17 protein-coding genes are annotated in these 20,567 nt (G+C 49.1%); 13 read left to right on the plus strand and 4 right to left on the minus strand.

What is annotated here, in order from left to right:
- Window positions 1–18: 18 nt before the first annotated feature.
- A complete protein-coding gene (locus BMW79_RS25960; RefSeq protein WP_089899981.1) occupies window positions 19–2,010 on the minus strand; it encodes a glucosidase family protein in 1,992 nt (663 codons plus the stop codon).
- A 171-nt stretch (window positions 2,011–2,181) separates the two neighbouring features.
- On the opposite strand from BMW79_RS25960, the gene BMW79_RS25965 reads away from it, so the two are divergent.
- The 9 genes from BMW79_RS25965 (at window position 2,182) to BMW79_RS26005 (ending at window position 12,673) form a co-directional block, all read left to right on the plus strand.
- The gene (locus BMW79_RS25965; protein WP_089899984.1) at window positions 2,182–2,775 is read left to right on the plus strand and encodes a 2OG-Fe(II) oxygenase; all 594 of its coding nucleotides are present in this window, start codon (window positions 2,182–2,184) and stop codon (window positions 2,773–2,775) included.
- A gap of 714 nt (window positions 2,776–3,489) precedes the next feature.
- Complete coding sequence (locus tag BMW79_RS25970) at window positions 3,490–4,779, plus strand: porin family protein (protein ID WP_089899988.1); 1,290 nt, start codon at window positions 3,490–3,492, stop codon at window positions 4,777–4,779.
- Between the two features lie 46 nt (window positions 4,780–4,825).
- Window positions 4,826–6,136 carry an urea ABC transporter substrate-binding protein gene (urtA, locus tag BMW79_RS25975; protein ID WP_089899991.1) on the plus strand — a complete coding sequence of 437 codons (1,311 nt, stop codon included), beginning with the start codon at window positions 4,826–4,828 and terminating at the stop codon, window positions 6,134–6,136.
- 53 nt (window positions 6,137–6,189) lie between these two features.
- On the plus strand, window positions 6,190–7,941 hold the full coding sequence (urtB, locus tag BMW79_RS25980) for an urea ABC transporter permease subunit UrtB (protein WP_218150446.1): 1,752 nt from the start codon (window positions 6,190–6,192) through the stop codon (window positions 7,939–7,941).
- Between the two features lie 11 nt (window positions 7,942–7,952).
- Window positions 7,953–9,032 carry an urea ABC transporter permease subunit UrtC gene (gene urtC, locus BMW79_RS25985; RefSeq protein ID WP_089899994.1) on the plus strand — a complete coding sequence of 360 codons (1,080 nt, stop codon included), beginning with the start codon at window positions 7,953–7,955 and terminating at the stop codon, window positions 9,030–9,032.
- Between the two features lies 1 nt (window position 9,033).
- On the plus strand, window positions 9,034–9,789 hold the full coding sequence (gene urtD / locus BMW79_RS25990) for an urea ABC transporter ATP-binding protein UrtD (RefSeq protein WP_089899996.1): 756 nt from the start codon (window positions 9,034–9,036) through the stop codon (window positions 9,787–9,789).
- The gene (gene urtE, locus BMW79_RS25995) at window positions 9,786–10,508 is read left to right on the plus strand and encodes an urea ABC transporter ATP-binding subunit UrtE (protein ID WP_089899999.1); all 723 of its coding nucleotides are present in this window, start codon (window positions 9,786–9,788) and stop codon (window positions 10,506–10,508) included. The genes urtD and urtE overlap by 4 nt, the downstream gene beginning before the upstream one ends.
- A 102-nt stretch (window positions 10,509–10,610) precedes the next feature.
- Complete coding sequence (locus tag BMW79_RS26000; protein ID WP_089900002.1) at window positions 10,611–12,011, plus strand: sensor histidine kinase; 1,401 nt, start codon at window positions 10,611–10,613, stop codon at window positions 12,009–12,011.
- Between the two features lie 2 nt (window positions 12,012–12,013).
- Window positions 12,014–12,673, plus strand: coding sequence for a response regulator transcription factor (locus BMW79_RS26005; protein WP_089900004.1), 660 nt, complete (start codon window positions 12,014–12,016; stop codon window positions 12,671–12,673).
- A 3-nt stretch (window positions 12,674–12,676) separates the two neighbouring features.
- Here BMW79_RS26005 and BMW79_RS26010 read toward each other — a convergent pair whose 3' ends face one another.
- Window positions 12,677–14,551, minus strand: a complete 1,875-nt coding sequence (locus BMW79_RS26010) for a M1 family metallopeptidase (protein ID WP_089900007.1) — start codon at window positions 14,549–14,551, stop codon at window positions 12,677–12,679.
- Window positions 14,552–14,592: 41 nt separating this feature from the next.
- Window positions 14,593–14,802, minus strand: a complete 210-nt coding sequence (locus tag BMW79_RS26015) for a hypothetical protein (protein WP_089900010.1) — start codon at window positions 14,800–14,802, stop codon at window positions 14,593–14,595.
- A gap of 162 nt (window positions 14,803–14,964) precedes the next feature.
- On the opposite strand from BMW79_RS26015, the gene BMW79_RS26020 reads away from it, so the two are divergent.
- Both BMW79_RS26020 and BMW79_RS26025 read left to right on the plus strand, forming a co-directional pair.
- Window positions 14,965–15,801 carry a DUF899 domain-containing protein gene (locus tag BMW79_RS26020; RefSeq protein ID WP_089900013.1) on the plus strand — a complete coding sequence of 279 codons (837 nt, stop codon included), beginning with the start codon at window positions 14,965–14,967 and terminating at the stop codon, window positions 15,799–15,801.
- Window positions 15,802–15,829: 28 nt separating this feature from the next.
- The gene (locus BMW79_RS26025) at window positions 15,830–16,153 is read left to right on the plus strand and encodes a hypothetical protein (RefSeq protein WP_143059272.1); all 324 of its coding nucleotides are present in this window, start codon (window positions 15,830–15,832) and stop codon (window positions 16,151–16,153) included.
- 77 nt (window positions 16,154–16,230) lie between these two features.
- On the opposite strand, the gene BMW79_RS26030 is transcribed toward BMW79_RS26025, so the two are convergent.
- Window positions 16,231–16,659 (minus strand): GNAT family N-acetyltransferase, encoded by a 429-nt coding sequence (locus BMW79_RS26030; RefSeq protein WP_089900019.1) that lies wholly within the window; start codon window positions 16,657–16,659, stop codon window positions 16,231–16,233.
- Between the two features lie 212 nt (window positions 16,660–16,871).
- On the opposite strand from BMW79_RS26030, the gene BMW79_RS26035 reads away from it, so the two are divergent.
- The gene (locus tag BMW79_RS26035; protein WP_089900022.1) at window positions 16,872–19,298 is read left to right on the plus strand and encodes an ABC transporter permease; all 2,427 of its coding nucleotides are present in this window, start codon (window positions 16,872–16,874) and stop codon (window positions 19,296–19,298) included.
- A gap of 107 nt (window positions 19,299–19,405) precedes the next feature.
- Window positions 19,406–20,563, plus strand: a complete 1,158-nt coding sequence (locus tag BMW79_RS26040) for a BamA/TamA family outer membrane protein (protein ID WP_089900025.1) — start codon at window positions 19,406–19,408, stop codon at window positions 20,561–20,563.
- The last annotated feature ends 4 nt before the right edge of the window (window positions 20,564–20,567 follow it).

Raw genomic sequence — 20,567 nt, forward strand, 5'->3', positions numbered from 1 at the left:
GCAGGCCTTCGCCGTTTTTTAACCCGGTAATACAACGCGGACCACAGCAGTTCCATCCCAGTTTTTCGATTGCACCACCCTCCCTTTATTGGTTACGACTACCTTAAACTGCTTACCGGCCCGCGTTACCTGTATATCCATATCCGCCCCAAAGGCCATCACATGCCGCAATGCCATGGTATTCCAGTCTGCCGGCAAACGGGGCGACATATCAAAACTGCGTAATCCGGTAGGCACTATTCCAAAAAGACCTTCTGTAATGACCCGGCAATAAAGCGCACTTTCAGCCGATAAATGCCGCTGATCGCCCTCCGGCCACGCTTCCACAGGGTATGGCACATGCTCACCCAGCAGCCGCTGACGCGTATAATAGGCCAGGTATTTCAAGGTGGTATCTGTTGCCCCCGCAAAGAATAAGCCCCGGAAAGCATACAGGGTAGACCGGTCCCAGAAAGTATGATCTCCTGCCGCTGTAAGAATGCCATTACTGCTCCAGAGATAAGGCGATAACAAAGCTTTCATCGTGGCGGCTTTCCGCTGATCAATACCCATCACCAACGGTAAACAGATCCACGAACGCAGGATCGTATTTTCTTCATAATAACGATAGGTATCAAATCCCTGTACGTTATGCCCGAAAAATGTTTCAATATCGTTCGCCAGGCGTGCCGACTGCTTTTTATACAGCATCGCAGCTTCACGATCGCCCAGTGCAGTGGCCAGGTGAGCAGCACTCTGATACGCCCCATATGCCAGTGCATTGGTACTCAGGTTCGCTTTACCCGCAGGGAAGCGGTTTTCCAGCTCATCTGCATCAGAGGTGATAATGCCGTCTGGCCTTTTGTGCAATTCCAGGTATTCCAGGCACCAGCGGATTAACGGATACAACTGCCGCGCCAGCGCAGTATCGCCGGAAGCCAGTGCAAAACGTGCCGCCCCATAAGCAATCATGGCCTGATCGCCGCGATCGCCGGCACCGTTCCAGTAACCATCTCCCTCAGCGATCACAGAGCTGGGAATAGGCTTGTAGGCCGCATTCATATATCCGGCAAACAACCGGAAACTGTTCACTGCAGATTCATTGCCATTCAGATTGCCCAGGAAAGGGAAAAAAGGATTGGCATATTCTGCCTGGTCGTTGGCCCACACCGCCGCATAGTAGGCGCCACCACCCGGACCATGCAGCAACCCTCCTTTCGTATCATAAATGCTTTCCGTAGCGCGGATCTTGGCAAAAGCAAAACCCCGGTTAATGGTATCGTTAGGTGTTTCCAGCACCAGGTGCTGCATCAGCTCCTGCACAAAAGCTGTTCTTCTTCCCAGTTCATACGCCGGCGAATAGTGATAATCGGGCGTACTTATTTTCCGGGCGGTATAAATAACCGTCAGTGTATGTTTCTCTCCCGGTTTTAACACTACCCTGCCCACACCGCTTACGGCCGAACGAATAATGTATTCCCCATACACGCCTTTATCGGCCGGAGTATGCTGCTCCTTTACTATACTGTCGATCTGCACAGTGCACTCGCGGGTACCATTATTCAACAACTCACGCTGCTGGATAAACGCTGCTTTATCGACCGACGGAAATAATATATCCGTTACCGTTAGCCCGGTGTTACTGCGGGATTGAATCCGTAAAATACCTTTGAGATAAAAGCTCACCGGAATGGTACGGAGCAAAGCCCCATCAACGGTAACCGCTGGCAGCTCACTACCATCGAAATCCGCTTTCAGACTGGCATGTGTGTTATTGGGAATGGTACGCAACATCGGAAACACCAGTTGCTTTTTTACCAGCAGCTGCTGCACACTATCTGTTCCATAAGTGATAATACCAGACAACTGCTTACCGCTCATTTCTATGTGATCGGTATGCGCAGCATTGCCCTTTACGTTCCATTGAATACCACCGTCTGCAGCCAGTGCCCAGCGGGGCGACTGTGCCGATGTACAGAAAGCATGACCGGATAATAGCAGGGCCGGCAAAAATTTAATAAATCTGATCATACAATAAATGTCATTAACGGGAATGCACACACGGTTTTGAGCATAATATGATAGTAAGATATAAAAACACTTTGATGACACCGACACCCGGAAAATATAAACGAAAAATCTTTTTATTCCAGCTACCTTCACCGGAATGAGGATAATGCTGTCCTTATAAGCACCCCCCTTTTGCAACAGACCTTTGATACGTTAATCAACAGCTTCATTGAAAGCAAAGTAGGTATTTCAGCAAATTTTTTAAGCAGTCAGCTTTCCAACGACTTAAAAGAAAATCTGTTACATCTCCATTCAGAAAAAAGCATGCTGGCGGCAGGCACCGGCAACCAACAAGCTATCAGCCATGATAAGGCGGTGCGTGGCGACGTCATCTACTGGCTCGACAGGAAACACAACAATGCGCATGAAAATGCTTTCTTTGATGTGATGGATGCCTTCGTATTGTACCTGAACAGGTCGTGCTACACGGGCATCACCGGGTATGAGTTCCATTATACCCTGTACGAGACCGGCAGCTTCTACAAAAAACACCTGGACCAGTTCCGTAACAACGACAGCCGGCAGTATTCCATGATCATCTATCTGAATACGGACTGGCTTCCTGCCGATGGCGGCCAACTGTCTATTTACCACGCCAATGGCGATGCCCAGCAGGTAGATCCCATCAGTGGTAAAACGGTATTTTTTAAAAGCAGCGAGCTGGAACACGAAGTACAGCTGACCAACAAACCCAGGATGAGTATTACGGGTTGGCTGAAACGCTAAGGCAAACAGACACAGTCATGTGGCGGTAGGAATGCGACCGCCCTGCCGGAGGCTTGCGCGTATTTTCCCTCCGGGAGATAAAAAAGCACTATTCCATCTCTTATAAAAGCAACTCCCCACCCCCGGGAGATGTGAAAGCCATGTTCCCAGTCATTTATTACTTAATGTGCTCCTATTGCAGGTGATACCTGTTCATGCAGTTATTTCCACTGCTCCATTCGCCGGCTCATCCCCTGAAACCAGCCATAGATAAGCCTTACCTAATAGGAGGAGTTTATAGGGCGCTTGCATAGGGGGGAGATAGGGCTATAATAGGGCTTACCTCCTAATAGCCGCTATAGTGGCGCATTCCGGACCTTGAAAAATCCCCTGTTACGCTATTGTTCTTCTTAGAGGAGAATATTTATATTTAATTATATATAATATGAATAATTAAAAGATAGTATCATTTTATTTTTTCCTCTAAAACACATCAATTAACTATCTAAATACATTGATTATAAATTATTTAAATTAAATAAAGCCACTTTCATCAAAACACATTAAAATAAAATATATGTACATTTATTATCAACACTTCACATGAATTTTGATCATTTTATCAAAAAATAAATGAATTAAGTAAATTAATCTTCTACTTTTATACTTAAGTATACTGATCGATCAACCAAAAAAGTACTTAAGTACATTATCTCATTTTTAATTACTTATTTTATGAAATTGTCAGTCACCTTTATCTGCCTCCTTGCCACTTTTTCATTTATTGCAAAAGCCGAAAATGATCCCCCTAAAAAGAAAAAGAGAGGTAGCTACCTCATTGAACTCCCTGCCTCCCTTAACAACAGCAACGACAGCGCAAAAACAATAGCCCCTCTTGCAGCGGCCATAGAGGTACCTTTCAAACCCTCCATCCAGGTAGGCGCCATTGTACATATGTTCGCCTCCGGTGAACAAACAGGGTTTGGTGCACCCGGCAACGATAAAACGGCGAAAGACTGGAACAAGGGCTTTTCCGTTTACAGGGCCAGGGTACTCGTAGGCGGTCAACTGACAAAGAAAGCCAGCTTCTTTATGGAAACGGAAATTCCTTCACCTATAGGTATACAATCCAATGGGGAGAAGAATGTAAAAGTATCGCCCATCATCCTGGATGCACAACTGGAATATACTTTCACCAACGCCTTCCAACTGGTAGCCGGCATGCAGCTGGTTTCCAACAACCGCAACGGATTACAGGGCGCTGCCGGATTAATGGCCAACGACTTCACCTACTTCCAGTACCCTTATAACCTGTTTGCCAACAGTCCGCTGCAGGGAAATTTTGGCCGCGATCTTGGGATCAACGCACGCGGATTTCTTGCAAACGATAAACTGGAATACCGGCTCGGCGTATTTACCGGCCGCAATGTGGATGGTGGCGCCCCGCTCCGTACCGTAGGCCGCGTGGCCTATAACTTCCTGGATGCGGAAAAAGATTATTACTACGCCGGCACCAAACTGGGCAACGGCAAAACACTGGCATGGGCTGCCGGCTTCGATGCACAGGCCAACTATTACAACCTCAGCACCGATGTGTTCTTTGATCACCCGCTGGGCAACGCCGGCTCCATCACCGTTAATGCCGCCTTCCAGTACATGACCGGTGGCACCAACATCGATTCCAAATACTCCTTTGCCACCCTCATCCCTAAACAAACCGTTCAGTTCCTGGAACTCGGCTACTACTTCAAAAAAACGAAACTGCAACCCTGGATCCGCTACGAAAACCAGGATGTAAGCGCCTCCGCTGAACAAGCCGGCGCCGTAAAACCTGTCAATTTCGATAAAAATAATTCCAGCAGTGTCATGGGCGGAGGATTAAACTACTTCTTCAATGGCACCGGCACTAACCTGCGCCTCTCCTATACCACCCGTACCTACAACGTAGCCACTGCTACCGCCGACGAATACACGAAAAAGACATTCGGTCAGCTATGGCTCCAGGCGCAGTTCTTCATTTTCTAAAAACACACAAGCATTCATTCATCTCTTTATAAAAATAATACGACACATGAGAAACGCTTTCCTGAAACACTTACCCATACTACTCCTGGGCGCATCGGCACTCTTTTCTTCCTGTAACAACAGCAGCGCTAAAAAAGCCGGCGCCAGCGACTCTGCCACTACCAAAGAAACCGTTAAAATTGGCGTACTCCACTCCCTCAGCGGCACCATGGCCATCTCAGAAGTATCCCTGAGAGATGCCGTGCAAATGGCCGTAGATGAAATCAATGCCAAAGGCGGCGTACTCGGCAAACAGATAGAACCGGTGATTGTAGATCCGGCGTCCGACTGGGACCTGTTTGCAGAAAAAGCAAAAGAACTCCTCATCGATAAAAAAGTATCTGCTGTATTTGGCTGCTGGACTTCCGTATCCCGCAAATCAGTACTCCCCGTATTTGAACAAAACAACGGCCTCCTGTTTTATCCGGTACAATATGAAGGAGAAGAATGCTCCAACAGTGTGATCTATACCGGCGCCACCCCCAACCAGCAACTCATTCCGGCAGCCGAATACCTGATGAGCGAAAAAGGCGGCGGCTATAAAAAATTCTACCTGCTGGGAACAGATTATGTATTTCCCCGTACCGCCAATAAAATCCTGAAAGCATACCTGCTCTCCAAAGGCATTCCTAAAGAAAATATCATAGAGGAATACACCCCTTTCCATCACCAGGATTACCAGACCATCATCTCCAAGGTAAAACGCTTTGCAGCAGATGGTAAAGCCTGCATCCTGTCGACCATCAACGGCGACTCCAACGTGCCTTTCTATAAAGAGTTCGCCAACCAGGGCCTCTCGTCTGCTACCTGCCCCATCATGGCCTTTTCTGTGGCAGAAGATGAACTCCGCTCCATGGATACCGAATTCCTGGTAGGACACCTCGCTGCATGGAACTACTTTCAGTCGAACGACCTGCCCGAAAACAAAAAATTCGTGGCCGACTTCAAAGCCTTCTGCGCCAAAAAAGGATTACCCGGCGGCGATAAAAGAGTAACCGACGATCCTATCTGCTGGGCCTACACCGGTGTATACCTCTGGGCTAAAGCAGCAGAAAAAGCAGGCTCCTTCGAAGTATCCAAAGTACGCAACGCCCTCTACAGCCTGGATTTCACTTCCCCTGACGGTCTCGTAAAAATGGATCCGAGAAATCATCACTTGGCCAAACCGGTAGTGATCGGCGAAATCAAACCAGACGGCCAGTTTGATATCATCTGGAAATCAGAAGGACTGGTAGACCCACAACCGTGGTCGCCACTCACTTCTCCCGATAAAGATTGCGACTGGGTGAATCATAACGGCACCTACGCCAAAAAGTAAGTACGCCGAAGATCAGACAGACAGGCTATTTCCAACTTATCAAATATGACGCAATGAAAATTTCCTTATCATTCCAACAAGTGGGGTCCGGCACAAACGGGAAACAAACCGGCATACCGCCCGCCAGGGAGCTGCTGCAAAACAGGTACACACATGCTGCAAAAGCCATGGCCGGCCTGTTACTGCTCTGCACCCTGCTGCTGCTCCAACAGGTAGCCGCCGCCCAGGACAGCGCCACGATCTATACCACACAGGTACTGTCACCATCGCACGATTCCGTAAGGACACAGGCAATAGGCAGACTGGCCGCTCTCCGGATACCGGCCACCTTCCCCCTGCTGATGGCGATCAACGACAAAAAGCTGTACCTGCTGGACCACAAAGCGGTGACCATCGACGCCAAACCCACCGGAGAAGGAACTTACCGGCTCTATACCCTTTATCCCGATAATAAATTACTCACCAACAGCAGCGGGCAACCGCTGCTGTTACCTTTGTCTGCCTTGCAGACGGTAGACATCCCCCGGGGCGACCGCCTGCAACTGGCCGACATCGCGCCTTTGCTGAACCTCTTCAGCAATGACGCACAAAAACGCATCCTAGCTTACAGTCAGCTGAAAAACACCGGCGACACCGCCACCCTGCGCATCCTCCAGGCAGCACTGGCAAAAGAATCCAATGCCGACGCCCTGCGCACCGGCAAAGATGTACTGTATGCCGCCCGTCTTTACAGCGCCGGCAACGCTACTAACGCCAAAGCATATATCGACAGCATCGGTGATAACTGGAGCGACAACGCTCCGGTATTATTACGGAACTACGCAAAAAACAACGCTTTTGATAAGGAGGTAGCCTCCTATGCAGCCGCCAAAGCGGTAAGCCTCGAGAAACGTTACGACCAGCTCCAGCGGGTACAGAACTTCTTCAGCGGGTTAAGCCTGGGCAGCATCCTGATCCTGATTGCACTCGGGCTTTCTATCGTATACGGATTGGCCGGCATCATCAACATGGCGCACGGTGAATTCCTGATGATAGGCGCCTACACCACTTATTGCACACAACTGCTTTTTACCAACGTACTGGGCATTCCCCAAACAGATCTCTTTTTCCTGGCAGCCCTGCCCATCTCTTTTGTAGTAGCCGGCGCCATGGGCCTGGTGCTGGAAAGACTGGTGATCCGTCACCTCTATGCGAAGCCACTGGAAAGCCTGCTGGCTACCTGGGGCGTGAGCCTGATATTGATCCAGACCGCCCGCCTGCTGTTCGGCGACCTCACGGCCGTAAAAACACCACAGCTGTTATCAGGTGGCTGGCAGGTATCGCCGCACCTGACCTTGCCTTACAACCGCATCTTTATCATTGTGCTGACACTGCTGATGGTGCTGTTTACTTACCTGATGTTATACCGGAGCAGATTAGGCCTGCAGATCCGCGCCGTTACACAGAACCGGCAGATGAGCGCCTGCCTCGGTATTGAAACCAGGCGCGTGGCAGCCATTACCTTCTTTATCGGCTCCGGGCTGGCCGGACTGGCCGGTTGCGCCATTACGCTGATCGGGAACGTGGTACCCGATATGGGACAAACCTATATCGTGGATTCGTTCCTGGTGGTAGTAACAGGAGGCGTGGGAAAACTGGCTGGTACCATCTTTTCGGGACTGGGCATCGGCTTCTTCACGAAAATATCAGAATCCTTTTTCCAGGCGGTATACGGCAAAGTATTTATCCTGGTGTTTATCATGCTGTTTATGCAGTATAAACCCAAAGGCTTATTTCCAGACAAAGGCCGCATTGCGGAAGATTAAAAACCAGGCATATGAGAACGAAAACAAATCCACTGTATTATATATTATTCATCGCGTTCTTCGCGATCCTGCTGCCGGCAGGTTATCTCTCCGGCTTCTTATCAGTGAACACCATTTCTGTATGGGGACGCTATTTCTGCTTTGCCATCGCCGCGCTGGGCATTGATCTCATCTGGGGATACACCGGCATTCTGTCGATGTGCCAGGCCTTCTTTTTCTGCCTCGGCAGTTATGGTATTGCCATGCACCTGCTGCTGAAAAAAACGGTAGCCGCAGGTGCGGTGCTGCCCGATTTTATGGCCTGGAATAAAATAGAAACACTGCCCTTCTTCTGGCAACCCTTTCATTCTTTCGGCTGGTCCCTGGTACTCTGTTTGCTGATTCCCGCACTGTTTGCCTTTGTAGTGGGTTTTGTATTGTTCCGGAGCCGGATCAAAGGCGTATACATGGCCATCATTACCCAGGCGCTCACGCTGGCCATGTGGCTCATTTTCCTGAGAAATGAAACCAACCTGGGAGGTACCAACGGGCTCACAGATTTCAACACCATCCTGGGTTATAACCTGTCGTCATCTTCCGTAAAACTAGGACTCTACATGATCTCCTTTGCGGTGCTCTGCGCGGCCTACTTTGCCTGTTACTATATCACGCATTCCAAATTCGGGAAAGTACTGCAGGCGATCCGCGACAGCGAATCCCGCATCAGTTATGCCGCCTACAAGGTGGTAGATTACAAGCTGGCGGTTTTCGTAGTGGCGGCACTGTTAGCCGCCGTGGGAGGTATGCTGTACCTGCCTCAAACCGGTATCATCACTCCCGGACGCATGGATGTGAAAGCCTCCGTAGAAATGGTGATGTGGGTAGCCCTCGGTGGACGCGGCAACCTGAAAGGCGCTGTGCTGGGTGCTTTGCTCGTAAATTTCCTTTACAGCATCTGCACCAGTTTATTCCCCGACTCCTGGCTGTTTATCCTGGGCTTCCTCTTTGTGATCACGGTATTGTATTTCGATAAAGGATTTATGGGACTGGTAGAAAGTATCCGGCAACGGCTTGCCAACACCCGATTCAAAACGCCTCAAACGACCCTCTGATATGCTACTCAACGTCAATAACCTGTCGGTATCCTTTGGAGGTGTACACGCCCTGAACCTGGACCATTTCAGTTTGCGCGATAAAGAATTACGTGTCATCATTGGTCCCAACGGGGCGGGCAAGTCCACCTTCCTGGATATCATCTGCGGAAAAACAAAAGCAGACAAGGGGGAAATCACTTTCAACGGAAAACCTATCCTTGGGAAAACAGAAGTAAAGATCGCCGAAGCCGGCATCGGCAGGAAGTTCCAGAAGCCTTCTGTATTCCCCGGTTTAACGGTGTATGACAACCTGCTGCTGGCTGCGAAAATGAAGAAAGATATTTTCTCTTCCCTCTTCTTCAAAGCTACACCGGCACTGGCAGAACGTATCCATGCGGTAGCCACTAAATTATCGCTCACCACCGCCATGTACAAAATGGCCGGGGATCTGTCGCACGGACAAAAGCAATGGCTGGAAATCGCCATCGTGGTATTACAGGACCCTACGCTGATGCTGATAGATGAACCCGCCGCAGGTATGTCTGATGAGGAAACCGAGAAAACGGGCGCGCTGTTGCTGGAACTCTCCAAAGCGCACAGCATCATTGTGATTGAACATGATATGAAATTTGTAGAACAGATAGCCAACGAACTGGTAACCGTACTGGTTCGCGGCAAACGATTGATGGAAGGCACTTTCGCGGAAGTAAAGAACGACCAGCGGGTAATAGATTGTTATTTAGGCCGTACTAACGCTCAACTTGAAACATTATGATCCACACATTCCAGGCACCGGTATTAACCGTAAACAATATCTCCGCCGCATACGGACAAAGCATCATTCTGCGCGGCACCACGCTCAGCGTAAAAAAGGGAGCCGTTACCACCGTGATGGGACGCAATGGTGTAGGTAAAACCACCCTGCTAAAAACCATCATGGGGCTACTCCCTGCACAGGATGGCACCATCCTTTTCAACAACGAAAATGTAACCACCCTGCCCCCGCATAAAAAAGCCCGGGCCGGTATTGCTTACGTACCGCAAGGCCGGGAAATTATCCCGAAACTCTCGGTGTACGAAAACCTGCAACTCGGCCTGGAAGCACATCCCGACCGCAAAGCAAAAATACCGGAGGACGAAATATACCAGCTGTTTCCTATCCTGAAAGACTTTCGCAAACGTGCAGGCGGTAACCTCAGTGGCGGACAACAGCAACAATTATCTATTGCCAGGGCACTCGTAAGCCGGCCCTCCCTCCTGCTGCTGGACGAACCTACAGAAGGCATACAGCCTTCCATTGCACAGGAAATCGGCAGCATCCTGCAACAACTGGTACAGGAAAAAGGATTATCGGTATTGCTGGTGGAACAGAAAATCGACTTTGCCAACCAGGTTACGGACCACTACTATTTCATGGACCGGGGCAAGATGGTCATGGATGGCACTGCAGAAGAATTAAAGCATTCAGAACTGGAAAAACATATTTCCGTGTAACGCGAAAAAATAGCTGCATACGGCTGCTGTGAAGCATCCGGACAAAAGGCTGGCACCAGTTTACCTGGTACAGCCTCTTTCCTTTTAATTACCTTTATCATTATGCATCCTGTATCCGAAGATAGAAGCGTATTTAAAATATTCACCATCCTCTATGCGGTGGCGCTGACCACCATTGCCCTGCTCTCTGTATTCAGCCAGATAAAAATCCAGCAGGCGCTGAACCATCAGATGAATGATTCGCATGTCATCAACTTTGCCGCGCGATTACGTACGTACAGCCAGACCCTCAGCAAACTGGCGCTGTTACTGGAATCCGGCAGGGACATCGATGACAACCGCAAGGAATTTATCAATACATTGAAGCAGTGGCAGAAATCGCATGAAGGTTTGCAGGCAGGCAGCAACTTCCTCAACCTCCCCGCCAATGACCAGGATGAACTGAAACAGATGTTTGAAATTATCCGGAACCCACACCAGGAAATATGGGCCGCCGCCAGCAAGATGATTGATGTATTGTACCGCGACAGCACCTTCAACCCCGCCCATATACGCCCTTACGTGCAAACCATTCTTGCATATGAGAAGTCGTACCTGCTGGGCATGGAGCTGATCGTATTCGATTACGACCGGTTTTCCAAAGAGAGAATCCGCAACCTGAAAGAAATTGAATACATCGTACTGGGCCTGGTACTGTTTACCCTGATGCTGGAAGCCGGCGTTATCTTCTATCCTTTATCCACCCGCATCCGCAAAATTATCCGGGGGCTGGTAGATGCCGAAGAAAGGGCCCGTAAACTCACCGAGCAGGTACAACTGGCCAACCAGGAGAAGCTATTGCGCCAGGAAACGGAACAGCGTATCCGCTCCTATTCCATCATCAACGGGCAGGAAAAAGAACGCAAACGGGTGGCCGCTGAAATACATGATGGCATCGGGCAGATGCTGACCAGCCTGCGGATGAAACTGGAACAGATCGAAGACCGCAGCATGCAGCACGATCCCGAAATAGCCATGGTAAATACCATGATGTACAGCATTATCAATGAAACCAAGCGGATCTGCGCCGACCTGCTGCCCAGTGTACTGGAAGATTTCGGGCTTAGGGCCGCCATCGATGAACTGATAAAGCTGTGCCGGCAAACGGCGCCGGGGATTGACTTCCAGCTGGAAGAAACTTTGTCGGCCGCCGTCTTACCCAAAGAAGTAAAGACAGGCGTTTACCGTATCTTGCAGGAAGCGTTGAACAATGCTATCAAACATGCGGAAGCGGATACCATTGAAATAGATATTGACGGCACTCCTCATTTCCTGCAGCTGACCGTCCGCGATAACGGGAAAGGCTTTCATTTCGACAGCCAGCAACTGTACTCAAAGGAACAGGCCAGGAAAGTGAATGGCATCCGCAATATGAAAGAAAGGGCAGAGTTACTGGGCGGAACGCTTCAGATCAACTCAAAGCCCGGCACCGGAGCAATTATACAGTTGGCGATAACCTTTTAGCAATGAAAAAAATAGGCGTTTTTTTAGTAGATGATCATGAAATATTCCGGAACGGCCTTAAACAGCTGATCAACAGTGAGGCAGATATGGAGGTAACCGGGGAAGCCAGCAGCGGGGAAGATGCCCTGCAACAACTGGCCACCGCACAACCGGACGTGATCATCATGGATATCCGGATGCCGGGTATGAACGGATTGGAAACCAGCATTCTCTTACTGGAGAAAAATCCCCGTGGCAGGATTTTGTTTTTTAGTCTTTTTGATGAACCGGATTACGTGGCCGCTGCGCTGGAAATGGGCGCCAGTGGTTACATCCTGAAAGATACCAGCAATAAAATATTCCTCAGTGCCATCCGCACTATTCATCAGGGGAAGTATTATTTTATCGGGGAAGTGAGTGATATTCTTGTGAAGAAATACCTCGATGCCAAACAAACACCGGGCAATGGCGGCGCCCAGGAGATCTCCCTTTCCCGCCGCGAAGAACAGATCATGCGGATGATCAGTCAGGGACTCAACAACAAAGACATTGCTGAATCCCTGAACATCAGTATCCGTACTATTGAAGCACACCGGATGAATATTCTGCGCAAATTCCAGGTGAACAGTATCGAAGAAGCGGTAGAATACTCCAGGGTAAATGGTTTGCTCAAAGAAGAATAGTCCTTATTTCGTCCAGCTGTTATCTTTCGCATTGGCATCCATGAACAGGTTGCCATCCAGTTGTATTCCCTGCACGTCTCCGGCCAGCGTAATATCCAGCGTTACCGCTTTGGTATTGGCTTTCCAGATACCCGGGGTCTGGTGGAAACTACCTGTTGTACCATCTGTATAAGTCACGATCACATCAAAAGGAATCGCAAAACCGCCGGTATTGGCGATCTGTAAAGTGGCTTTTTTACCTTTTACTTTTACAGACGACAGCGTAAGATCTATATAATTATTGCTGAAGAACCAGTTATTCCAGAACCAGTCCAGGTTCTCTCCTGCGGCCGTATTGAAGGAATAGAAATAATCCCAGGGCAGCGGATGTTTACCATGCCAGTTGTCCATGTAGGCATGCAGGCATTTTTTGAAGCGTGCATCTCCCAGCAGGTCTTTTACAGCAAGATACGACAGTGACGCCTTGCCATAGGAGTTGTTGCTGTAGCCCAAACCACTTACCTGGTTAGACATGGAAATAATAGGCTGGTCTTCTTCTGTAGAAGGATCAAAAATGTATTTTGTTACCCTGAATTTCTTGTAGAAGTTATCCGCTACTTCCTTTCCTTTTTCCGCAATCCCGATCAGGTACTCAAACGTAGTGGCCCAGCCTTCATCCATAAAGGCGTAGCGGCTTTCGTTGATCCCCATATAAAACGGGAAATAGGTATGTGCAATTTCGTGGTCCTGCACCAGCTGTGCGAAGCTGAGGTCATCGCCGGCAGAGCCATCGTTCACCATCATCGGGTATTCCATATCTGCAAAACCCTGTACGGCGGTCATCACAGAGAAAGGATACGGTACGCCCGGCCAGTGGTGGGAGAACCAACCTAGTGCATTCTGTGAAAACCTCACCGAGTGATGGAAATCGGTAGCCGTGTCATTAAACGCGGCCTGTACGCTGGCGCGGCGCATGGTGCTGCTGTCAACAATTACGCTGGCGGCATCCCATACATAGTGGTTGCTGGCAGCGAACGTCACATCTGCAATATGGGTGGCTTTAAATTTCCAGGTATTCCAGTCCTGCTGACGGGTCACCTTGTTGCCTTTCATTTCATCGAGGTTCGCGATATGCATCACCTGATCCGACGTATAGGACTGCTGTAAACGTTTGGCGATGGCGGGTTGCAGCACTTCTGCCCCATTCTGCAGATCACCGGTGCCCCAAACTACAAAGTTTTTGGGAACGGTAACGGCTACTTCATAATCGTTGAAGTCACTGTAAAACTCTACGCGGTCGGTATGATCAAGGGCATCCCAGCCGTTATAATCGTCGTAAACAGAAATGCGGGGATAGGCGTAAGCCATGAACACGCTGGTACTGTCCAGCATGCCTTCCCGGCCGCTTTGCACGGAGAGGTCGTAATGCCAGTTTATCAGCAGCTGCAGACTGTCTTTCGACGCCAGCGGCTTTGGTAATATCACATGTGCCAGGGTGCCTACATCATTATTGAATTTCACGGGCACGCCATTGATCACCAGGGTATCTATGGTCACACCGTCGGTGAGAAAGTCTTTGCTTACATAGCCGGAACGCGGGGCCTGGTATTTATGCAGGTTCACGATCAGGCGCAGCACGAAGCTTTTCAATACATCCGGGCTGTTATTAATATAGCGGATGGTTTCGGTGCCGGTCACTTTGCGGTTGGGTGGGTTCACGGCCAGCTGAATGTTGTAAAATCCTTTATTCTGCCAGTAGTGCTTACCGGGTAAGCCGCTCTTATCTCTTGTTCCCTTTACATATGCCTGTTTGATATTACGCGGCATGTACAATTCCTGTGCAGATGCGATGGTAGTAATACCCAACAGCATCAACAGGCTATAAATTACTCTGTTCATAAGCACTTGCTGATTACAAAACGCTAAAATTAGGGAAGAAATCAGAAGAAATACGATTCTATTTTTTGGGCGAGCCGGGAGAGAAACTCGTTGGGAATATGATCGTGGGAGGCCTGGAGCTTACCCTGGTCGTCTGGCCGGAAGGTAACTTCATGGGTATCTATCTGCACCATATATGTCTTTTCCTGGTTGTTATCACCGGGTAAAATGTGATAGTCTTTCCCGTCTAAATGAATGATGGCCTTTTCCATGGTAAACTATTTAGTATGAAGTTAACCAATTCCACTGTCATTGGAAACAGGCTGAACCCCGGACCGCACGATGGCACAAATGCCCCCTAAACAAGTCGCATTTGCACAGGCGGATTGTCGTGCGAACACAGGAGATTTGTAGTACATTAAAAAACTGAAATCATGAGTACTCCTGTAACGACTGGTTTTAAAGATAATGCTGTTAAACCCGGTCCCCCACACGCTGTAGTGTCTTCTGAAGAATGGCTGGAAGCCAGGAAAAAGTTCCTCGAAAAAGAAAAGGCCTATACACATATGCGGGATGAGCTGAGCCGGGAACGGATGGCTTTGCCCTGGGAAAAAGTGGAAAAAAACTATGTATTTGATGGTCCGGATGGGAAAGTGACCCTGGCAGACCTGTTTGATGGCCGCAGTCAGCTGATTATCCAGCATTTTATGTTTGGTCCTCATGAAAAAATCGGTTGTGTAGGCTGCTCCTTCGCCGCAGATTCCATTAACGGCGCATTGCCCCACCTGGAGCATCACGATGTATCGCTGGTGGTTGTATCACGCGCACCGCTGGAGGTGCTGCAGGCCTTCCGTAAACGGATGGAATGGGATTTTAAATGGGTATCCTCCGGTGAAAGTGATTTCAATTACGACTACCATGTATCGTTCCGGCCAGAAGAACTGGAACAGGGGAAAGTGAATTACAATTATGGTATTACAGAAGGATTACCCAAACATGTGGAAGATCTGCCGGGACTGAGTGTTTTTTATAAAGACGAGGCGGGCGACATCTACCATACTTACTCTACTTATGGCCGTGGTGGAGAATTGCAGCTGATCACTTATAATTACCTGGACATAGCGCCACTGGGGCGTAATGAAATAAATGCGGCAGGAGATTTAACCTCATGGGTACGGCATCACGACAAATACGATGCGAAAGGGCATGTGGACGATACCGGGCGGTATCATGAAGAGAAAGCGCCGGGTTCCTGTTGTTCCGAAGAATAAAGATTCCGATACCATCAATATGCGTATCATGAAAACAAATTGTTCCTGCGGCGCTGCAACGGGCAGCAGCGATCGTAAAACAACCGCAGCGCAAACCACTGGTCCGCTTACTATACGGCAACGCTTTGTAAAAGGAGTGCGATGGCTGATCCCGGGCATCACCCTGGTACTGCTTCCAAAGTGTCCGGTTTGTTTTGCAGCATATGTGGCGCTGGGTACAGGTATTGGTTTATCTGTAACAGCTGCTGCGTGGCTCAGAACCGGACTGGTGGTGTTGTGTGTGGGTTCATTGATCTACCTGGTCCTGAGCAGGATCCTGGCTTACCGTAAGCGGCGTTCTGCCCTCCCCTAACGATATATCGAACAAGATCAGTTCCTCCACATCTCCCGGAGGGAGGATAGTACCCAGCGTGTTAAAACCGGCGCGTTTCAGCAAACGTATAGAGCGGTGATTATCTGGCTGTGTAATGGCAAACAGGCGGGGAACGGGAAGTTTTGCCGGCTATATTCCACGGTGCCGGTGGCTGCTTCATATCCATAACCCAGACCTTCTGCCTGTGGTAAAAAGGCAAAGCCTATGTCTGGCTGATCAAGATATTTTCTTTTGAAAAGACCACAGATACCGATGGCATTCCCGGTTTCTTTCAGCACTGCCACCCAGGCGCCATATCCCTGTTCTGCGTATAGCCGTAACAGGTTGTTCATGATGTAGCGCTGTGCATCCGCGAGCGTGCGGATCTGGCGATCGCCGATATACTGCAGCCAGGAAGGCGTATTCAGCAACTCCAGGATAAACGCATCATCGGTGGCGGCTAAGGTGCGCACCTGCAGCCGCGCGGTTTCAAATAAAACTTTCATTCCTTCATTTTAAGCTCCTTAAATTCTTCCACACGATCTAAAATAAAATTTTCTGTTGAAGGGAACAAATCAGCGCAGAAATGAACAGCCATTGTACATTAGCGGACAACTACCGCACATTCTCATTTGTAACCAGCTGATTTTTAGCAACTACGATTCTGGCACTGCGTTGGTAACGGACATGACCTGATCTTTTTCAACTGAAATTTTTTATGATTAAAAGCTACTTTCTGACTGCCATCCGTTTTTTGCAGAAAAACAGAACCTTCAGCTTTATAAATATCCTCGGTCTGGCTACCGGTACGGTATGTTGCCTGTATATCCTGTTGTATGTGCAGGAGCAATTCAGCTACGACCGGCATTACCGGCAGGCCGGAGATATTTACCGCGTAAATACCTCCTTAAAATCGACCGGTGATGCGGCGCATATTGCCACTACCTCTCCTCCTATTGCGCCAGCCATTAAAAATGACTTCCCCGAAGTGCAGCAATATACCCGCGTAGCTATTTCACAAACAGAAAACCGGCACCTGCTTCATTTTAAAGATAAATCACTGTATGCCGAAGATGCCGCCTATGTGGACTCCACCTTTTTTGACATCTTCACCTATCATTTTGTGAACGGGCAGCCGGCCGATGCGCTGGCCGCGCCGTATTCCGTAGTATTACTGCAACCCGTCGCAGAGAAATTATTTGGTCATACTGATCCGGTGGGCAACATCCTGCGCATTGAACATGCCGGTGGCGTACATGATTTCAAAGTAACCGGCGTAGTGGATGAAAGCATGGGAAAATCACACCTGCATGCTAATCTCTTTTTTTCCATGAACAGCGGTGGCGTAGGTGAATTTGTACTGCACAGCGATTCCTGGGCCACCAACAACTTCGTAGCCGCCTATATCAAACTGAAACCACATAGCAGTGCCACCACCCTGGAAGATAAGCTGCCGGCGTTTCTGCAACAACATGGCGCCGCACAGCTAAAAGCCATGGGAACCCAAAAAGTACTGACACTGCAACCCATCGCCGACGTACATACCAGCGATACCTTTACACTTGGACTGGGTAAAACGGTCAGTAAACGTTTTCTCTACCTCTTACTGCTGATTGGGGGCCTGATACAGCTGATTGCCTGTATCAACTTCATGAACCTTTCTACGGCAAGGGCCTCCAAAAGAGCGAAAGAAGTGGGCATCCGAAAAGTAATGGGCGCCAAAAGGAAAGATCTCGTGAAACAGTTCATCGGTGAATCCCTGCTGCTTTCCGCAGTAGGTGTATTTATTGCCATCCCCTTACTGATGATATTACTGCCCTGGCTGAACCAGATGACGCAGGCGCAAGTGCAATTGTCTGTTTTTGCCGATTTCCGGCTATGGTTACTTATTGCAGCACTGATCGGGGGCACTGGTCTGATCGCCGGCAGCTACCCCGCCTTTTATCTTTCTGCCTTCAACAGTGTGAAAGTAATGAAGGGCAATTTCAGCAACCAGATCTCCGCAGCAGGCATCCGCCGCTCGCTGGTGGTTTTCCAGTTTGTGTTGTCGATTGTACTGATCACCGGCATTATCATTATTTACAGTCAACTGAATTATATCCGCAACCGCGACCTGGGCTTCGACAAGGATCAACAACTGGTACTCAGTTTTGATACCCCCGAAGCTAAAAGCAAAATGACCGCACTGGCCTCTTCCCTGCGGCAACTGCCCGAAATTAAATCGGCCGGTATGTCGAATAACTACCCCAGCCGGTTTGTGTTTAATGATGTACATCTTCGTACGCCCGTGACCGATGTGGCCCATGCAGTAGATGCGCAGTTTATGCTGACCGACGAAAACTTTACCAGCGCTACCGGCATACAACTGGCCAGCGGACGCCCTTTCCGCGACAACGATTCCAACCGCATCCTGATCAATGAAACACTGGCCAGGCAGCTCGGACTGGATCCCAAAACCGCCGAAGGACAACACGTATTCACCCATTCGGTAGATATAGCCACGCCCGTTAACTTTGAAATAGCCGGCGTCATGAAAGATTTTAATTACAGCTCCCTGCAAGATGCTGTAAAACCTTTTATGCTGATCTATGACGGGGAAGTGGCCGACTTCTCCCACATCATTCTCAACAGTAACAGTAAAAACTACAAAGCACTGCTGGGCAAAATAGAAGGCGTCTGGAAAACGCTGTTGCCCAACGTTCCGTTTGAATATGTATTCCTGGATGAAGCGATACAAAAGCAATACGAAACAGAAATGACCTTGTCCCGCATCATCAATTGCTTTACCCTCATTGCCATCCTTATTTCCTGCCTGGGCTTATTCGGACTGGCTTCTTTCAGTGCAGAACAACGGAGAAAAGAAATAGGGATCCGTAAAGCATTGGGCGCCAGCGCCAGTGGTATTGTGCGGCTATTGTCCGGCGATTTCCTCAAACTGGTGATGATTGCCTTACTCATTGCCACACCGATTGCGTGGTATGCCATGAACAAATGGCTATCGGCCTACGCTTACCGGGTACCTTTGCAATGGTGGATGTTTGCTGCAGCCGGATCGCTGGCCATCTTCATCGCCCTTGTTACGGTGAGCTTTCAGTCGGTCCGCGCGGCCACGGTGAACCCCGTAAAAAGTCTGCGCACAGAATAGTTACCCGTTACCACCGAACAAAAGCAACGTACGGCACGTTAAATGAATATAGAAAGACCACCGGTTTATCACGGTGGTCTTTTTTTAATCTGTAAAACGTGTACAGCATGCCTGTTTCACCATATCGCCCCTGGCTCCTGGTACTCCTGCTATCGGGCATATTTTCCATGAGCCAGGCACAAACGGATACCACACACGCCATTGCAGATACCACCCATAAAGCCCCTTCAAAGTTTGATCGCTTTAACAAGAAGGCGGAAGCCCTGTTTAAGATCATCCCCGTGCCGCTGTATTCCTATACCACGGAGGCTGGGCATATTTTCGGACTCGCCAAGTATAACCTGTTAAATTTTTCGAAGAAAGATACCATCAGCAAACCTTCCAAGTTGTCGGAAGTGTTCACGGTATCTACCAATGGGCGCATCAATGCGTCTGTATCTACCGAAATGATCTTAAAGGAAAACCAGTACGTGATCATGGGGTATATCAATTACAAAAAGCAACCGGAGTTTATATATGGCATCGGCAATGATATTTCGAAAGACAGTATACAGGAAGTGCAATACAGCCGTTTCCAGTTCTCCGCAACGGCTTTGCGGCAATGGTTTAAGAATTTCTACGCCGGTGTAGCCGTTACCGTATCCGACTACTTTAGCGTGCAGCCGGACAGCAATAGTTTCCTGATCCGGGAAAACTACCCGGGTCTGGATGGAGGCTATTCTACCGGCATAGGGCTTAGTACGGCCTACGACAGCCGCGATAACCGTTACAATCCACACAAGGGCGCGTATGCCATTGGCACGGTACTGTTTCACCCTTCTTTCCTGGGCAGCGCCTACGAGTATACGCGGGTAGATGTAGACCTCCGTAAATATTTCAATCCCTGGTTGAAACATGTCATTGCATTACAGGCTACCACTACCTATACCGGCGGGGATGTGCCCTTTTATGAGCTGGCCCAGATGGGGGGCGACAGTAAGATGCGGGGCTATTACATGGGCGCTTACCGCGATCGTGTTTTGGTAGATGCCCAGGTGGAGTACCGGGCGCCCATATGGAACATCTTTGGCGCCACGGCCTTTGTTGGTACCGGCCGGGTGGCGGATAGTTATAAGGATTTGTCGCTCAACGGCTTTCACCTCAGTTATGGCGTAGGCCTGCGCATCCGGGTAGATACAAAGAACAACACGAACCTGCGTTTTGATATGGGCTTCGGACCAGACCACTGGCAGGGATTCTATATCAATTTCTCGGAAGCGTTTTAGGAAC

The organism is Chitinophaga arvensicola, assembly GCF_900110835.1.
GTDB classification, from domain to species: domain Bacteria; phylum Bacteroidota; class Bacteroidia; order Chitinophagales; family Chitinophagaceae; genus Chitinophaga; species Chitinophaga arvensicola.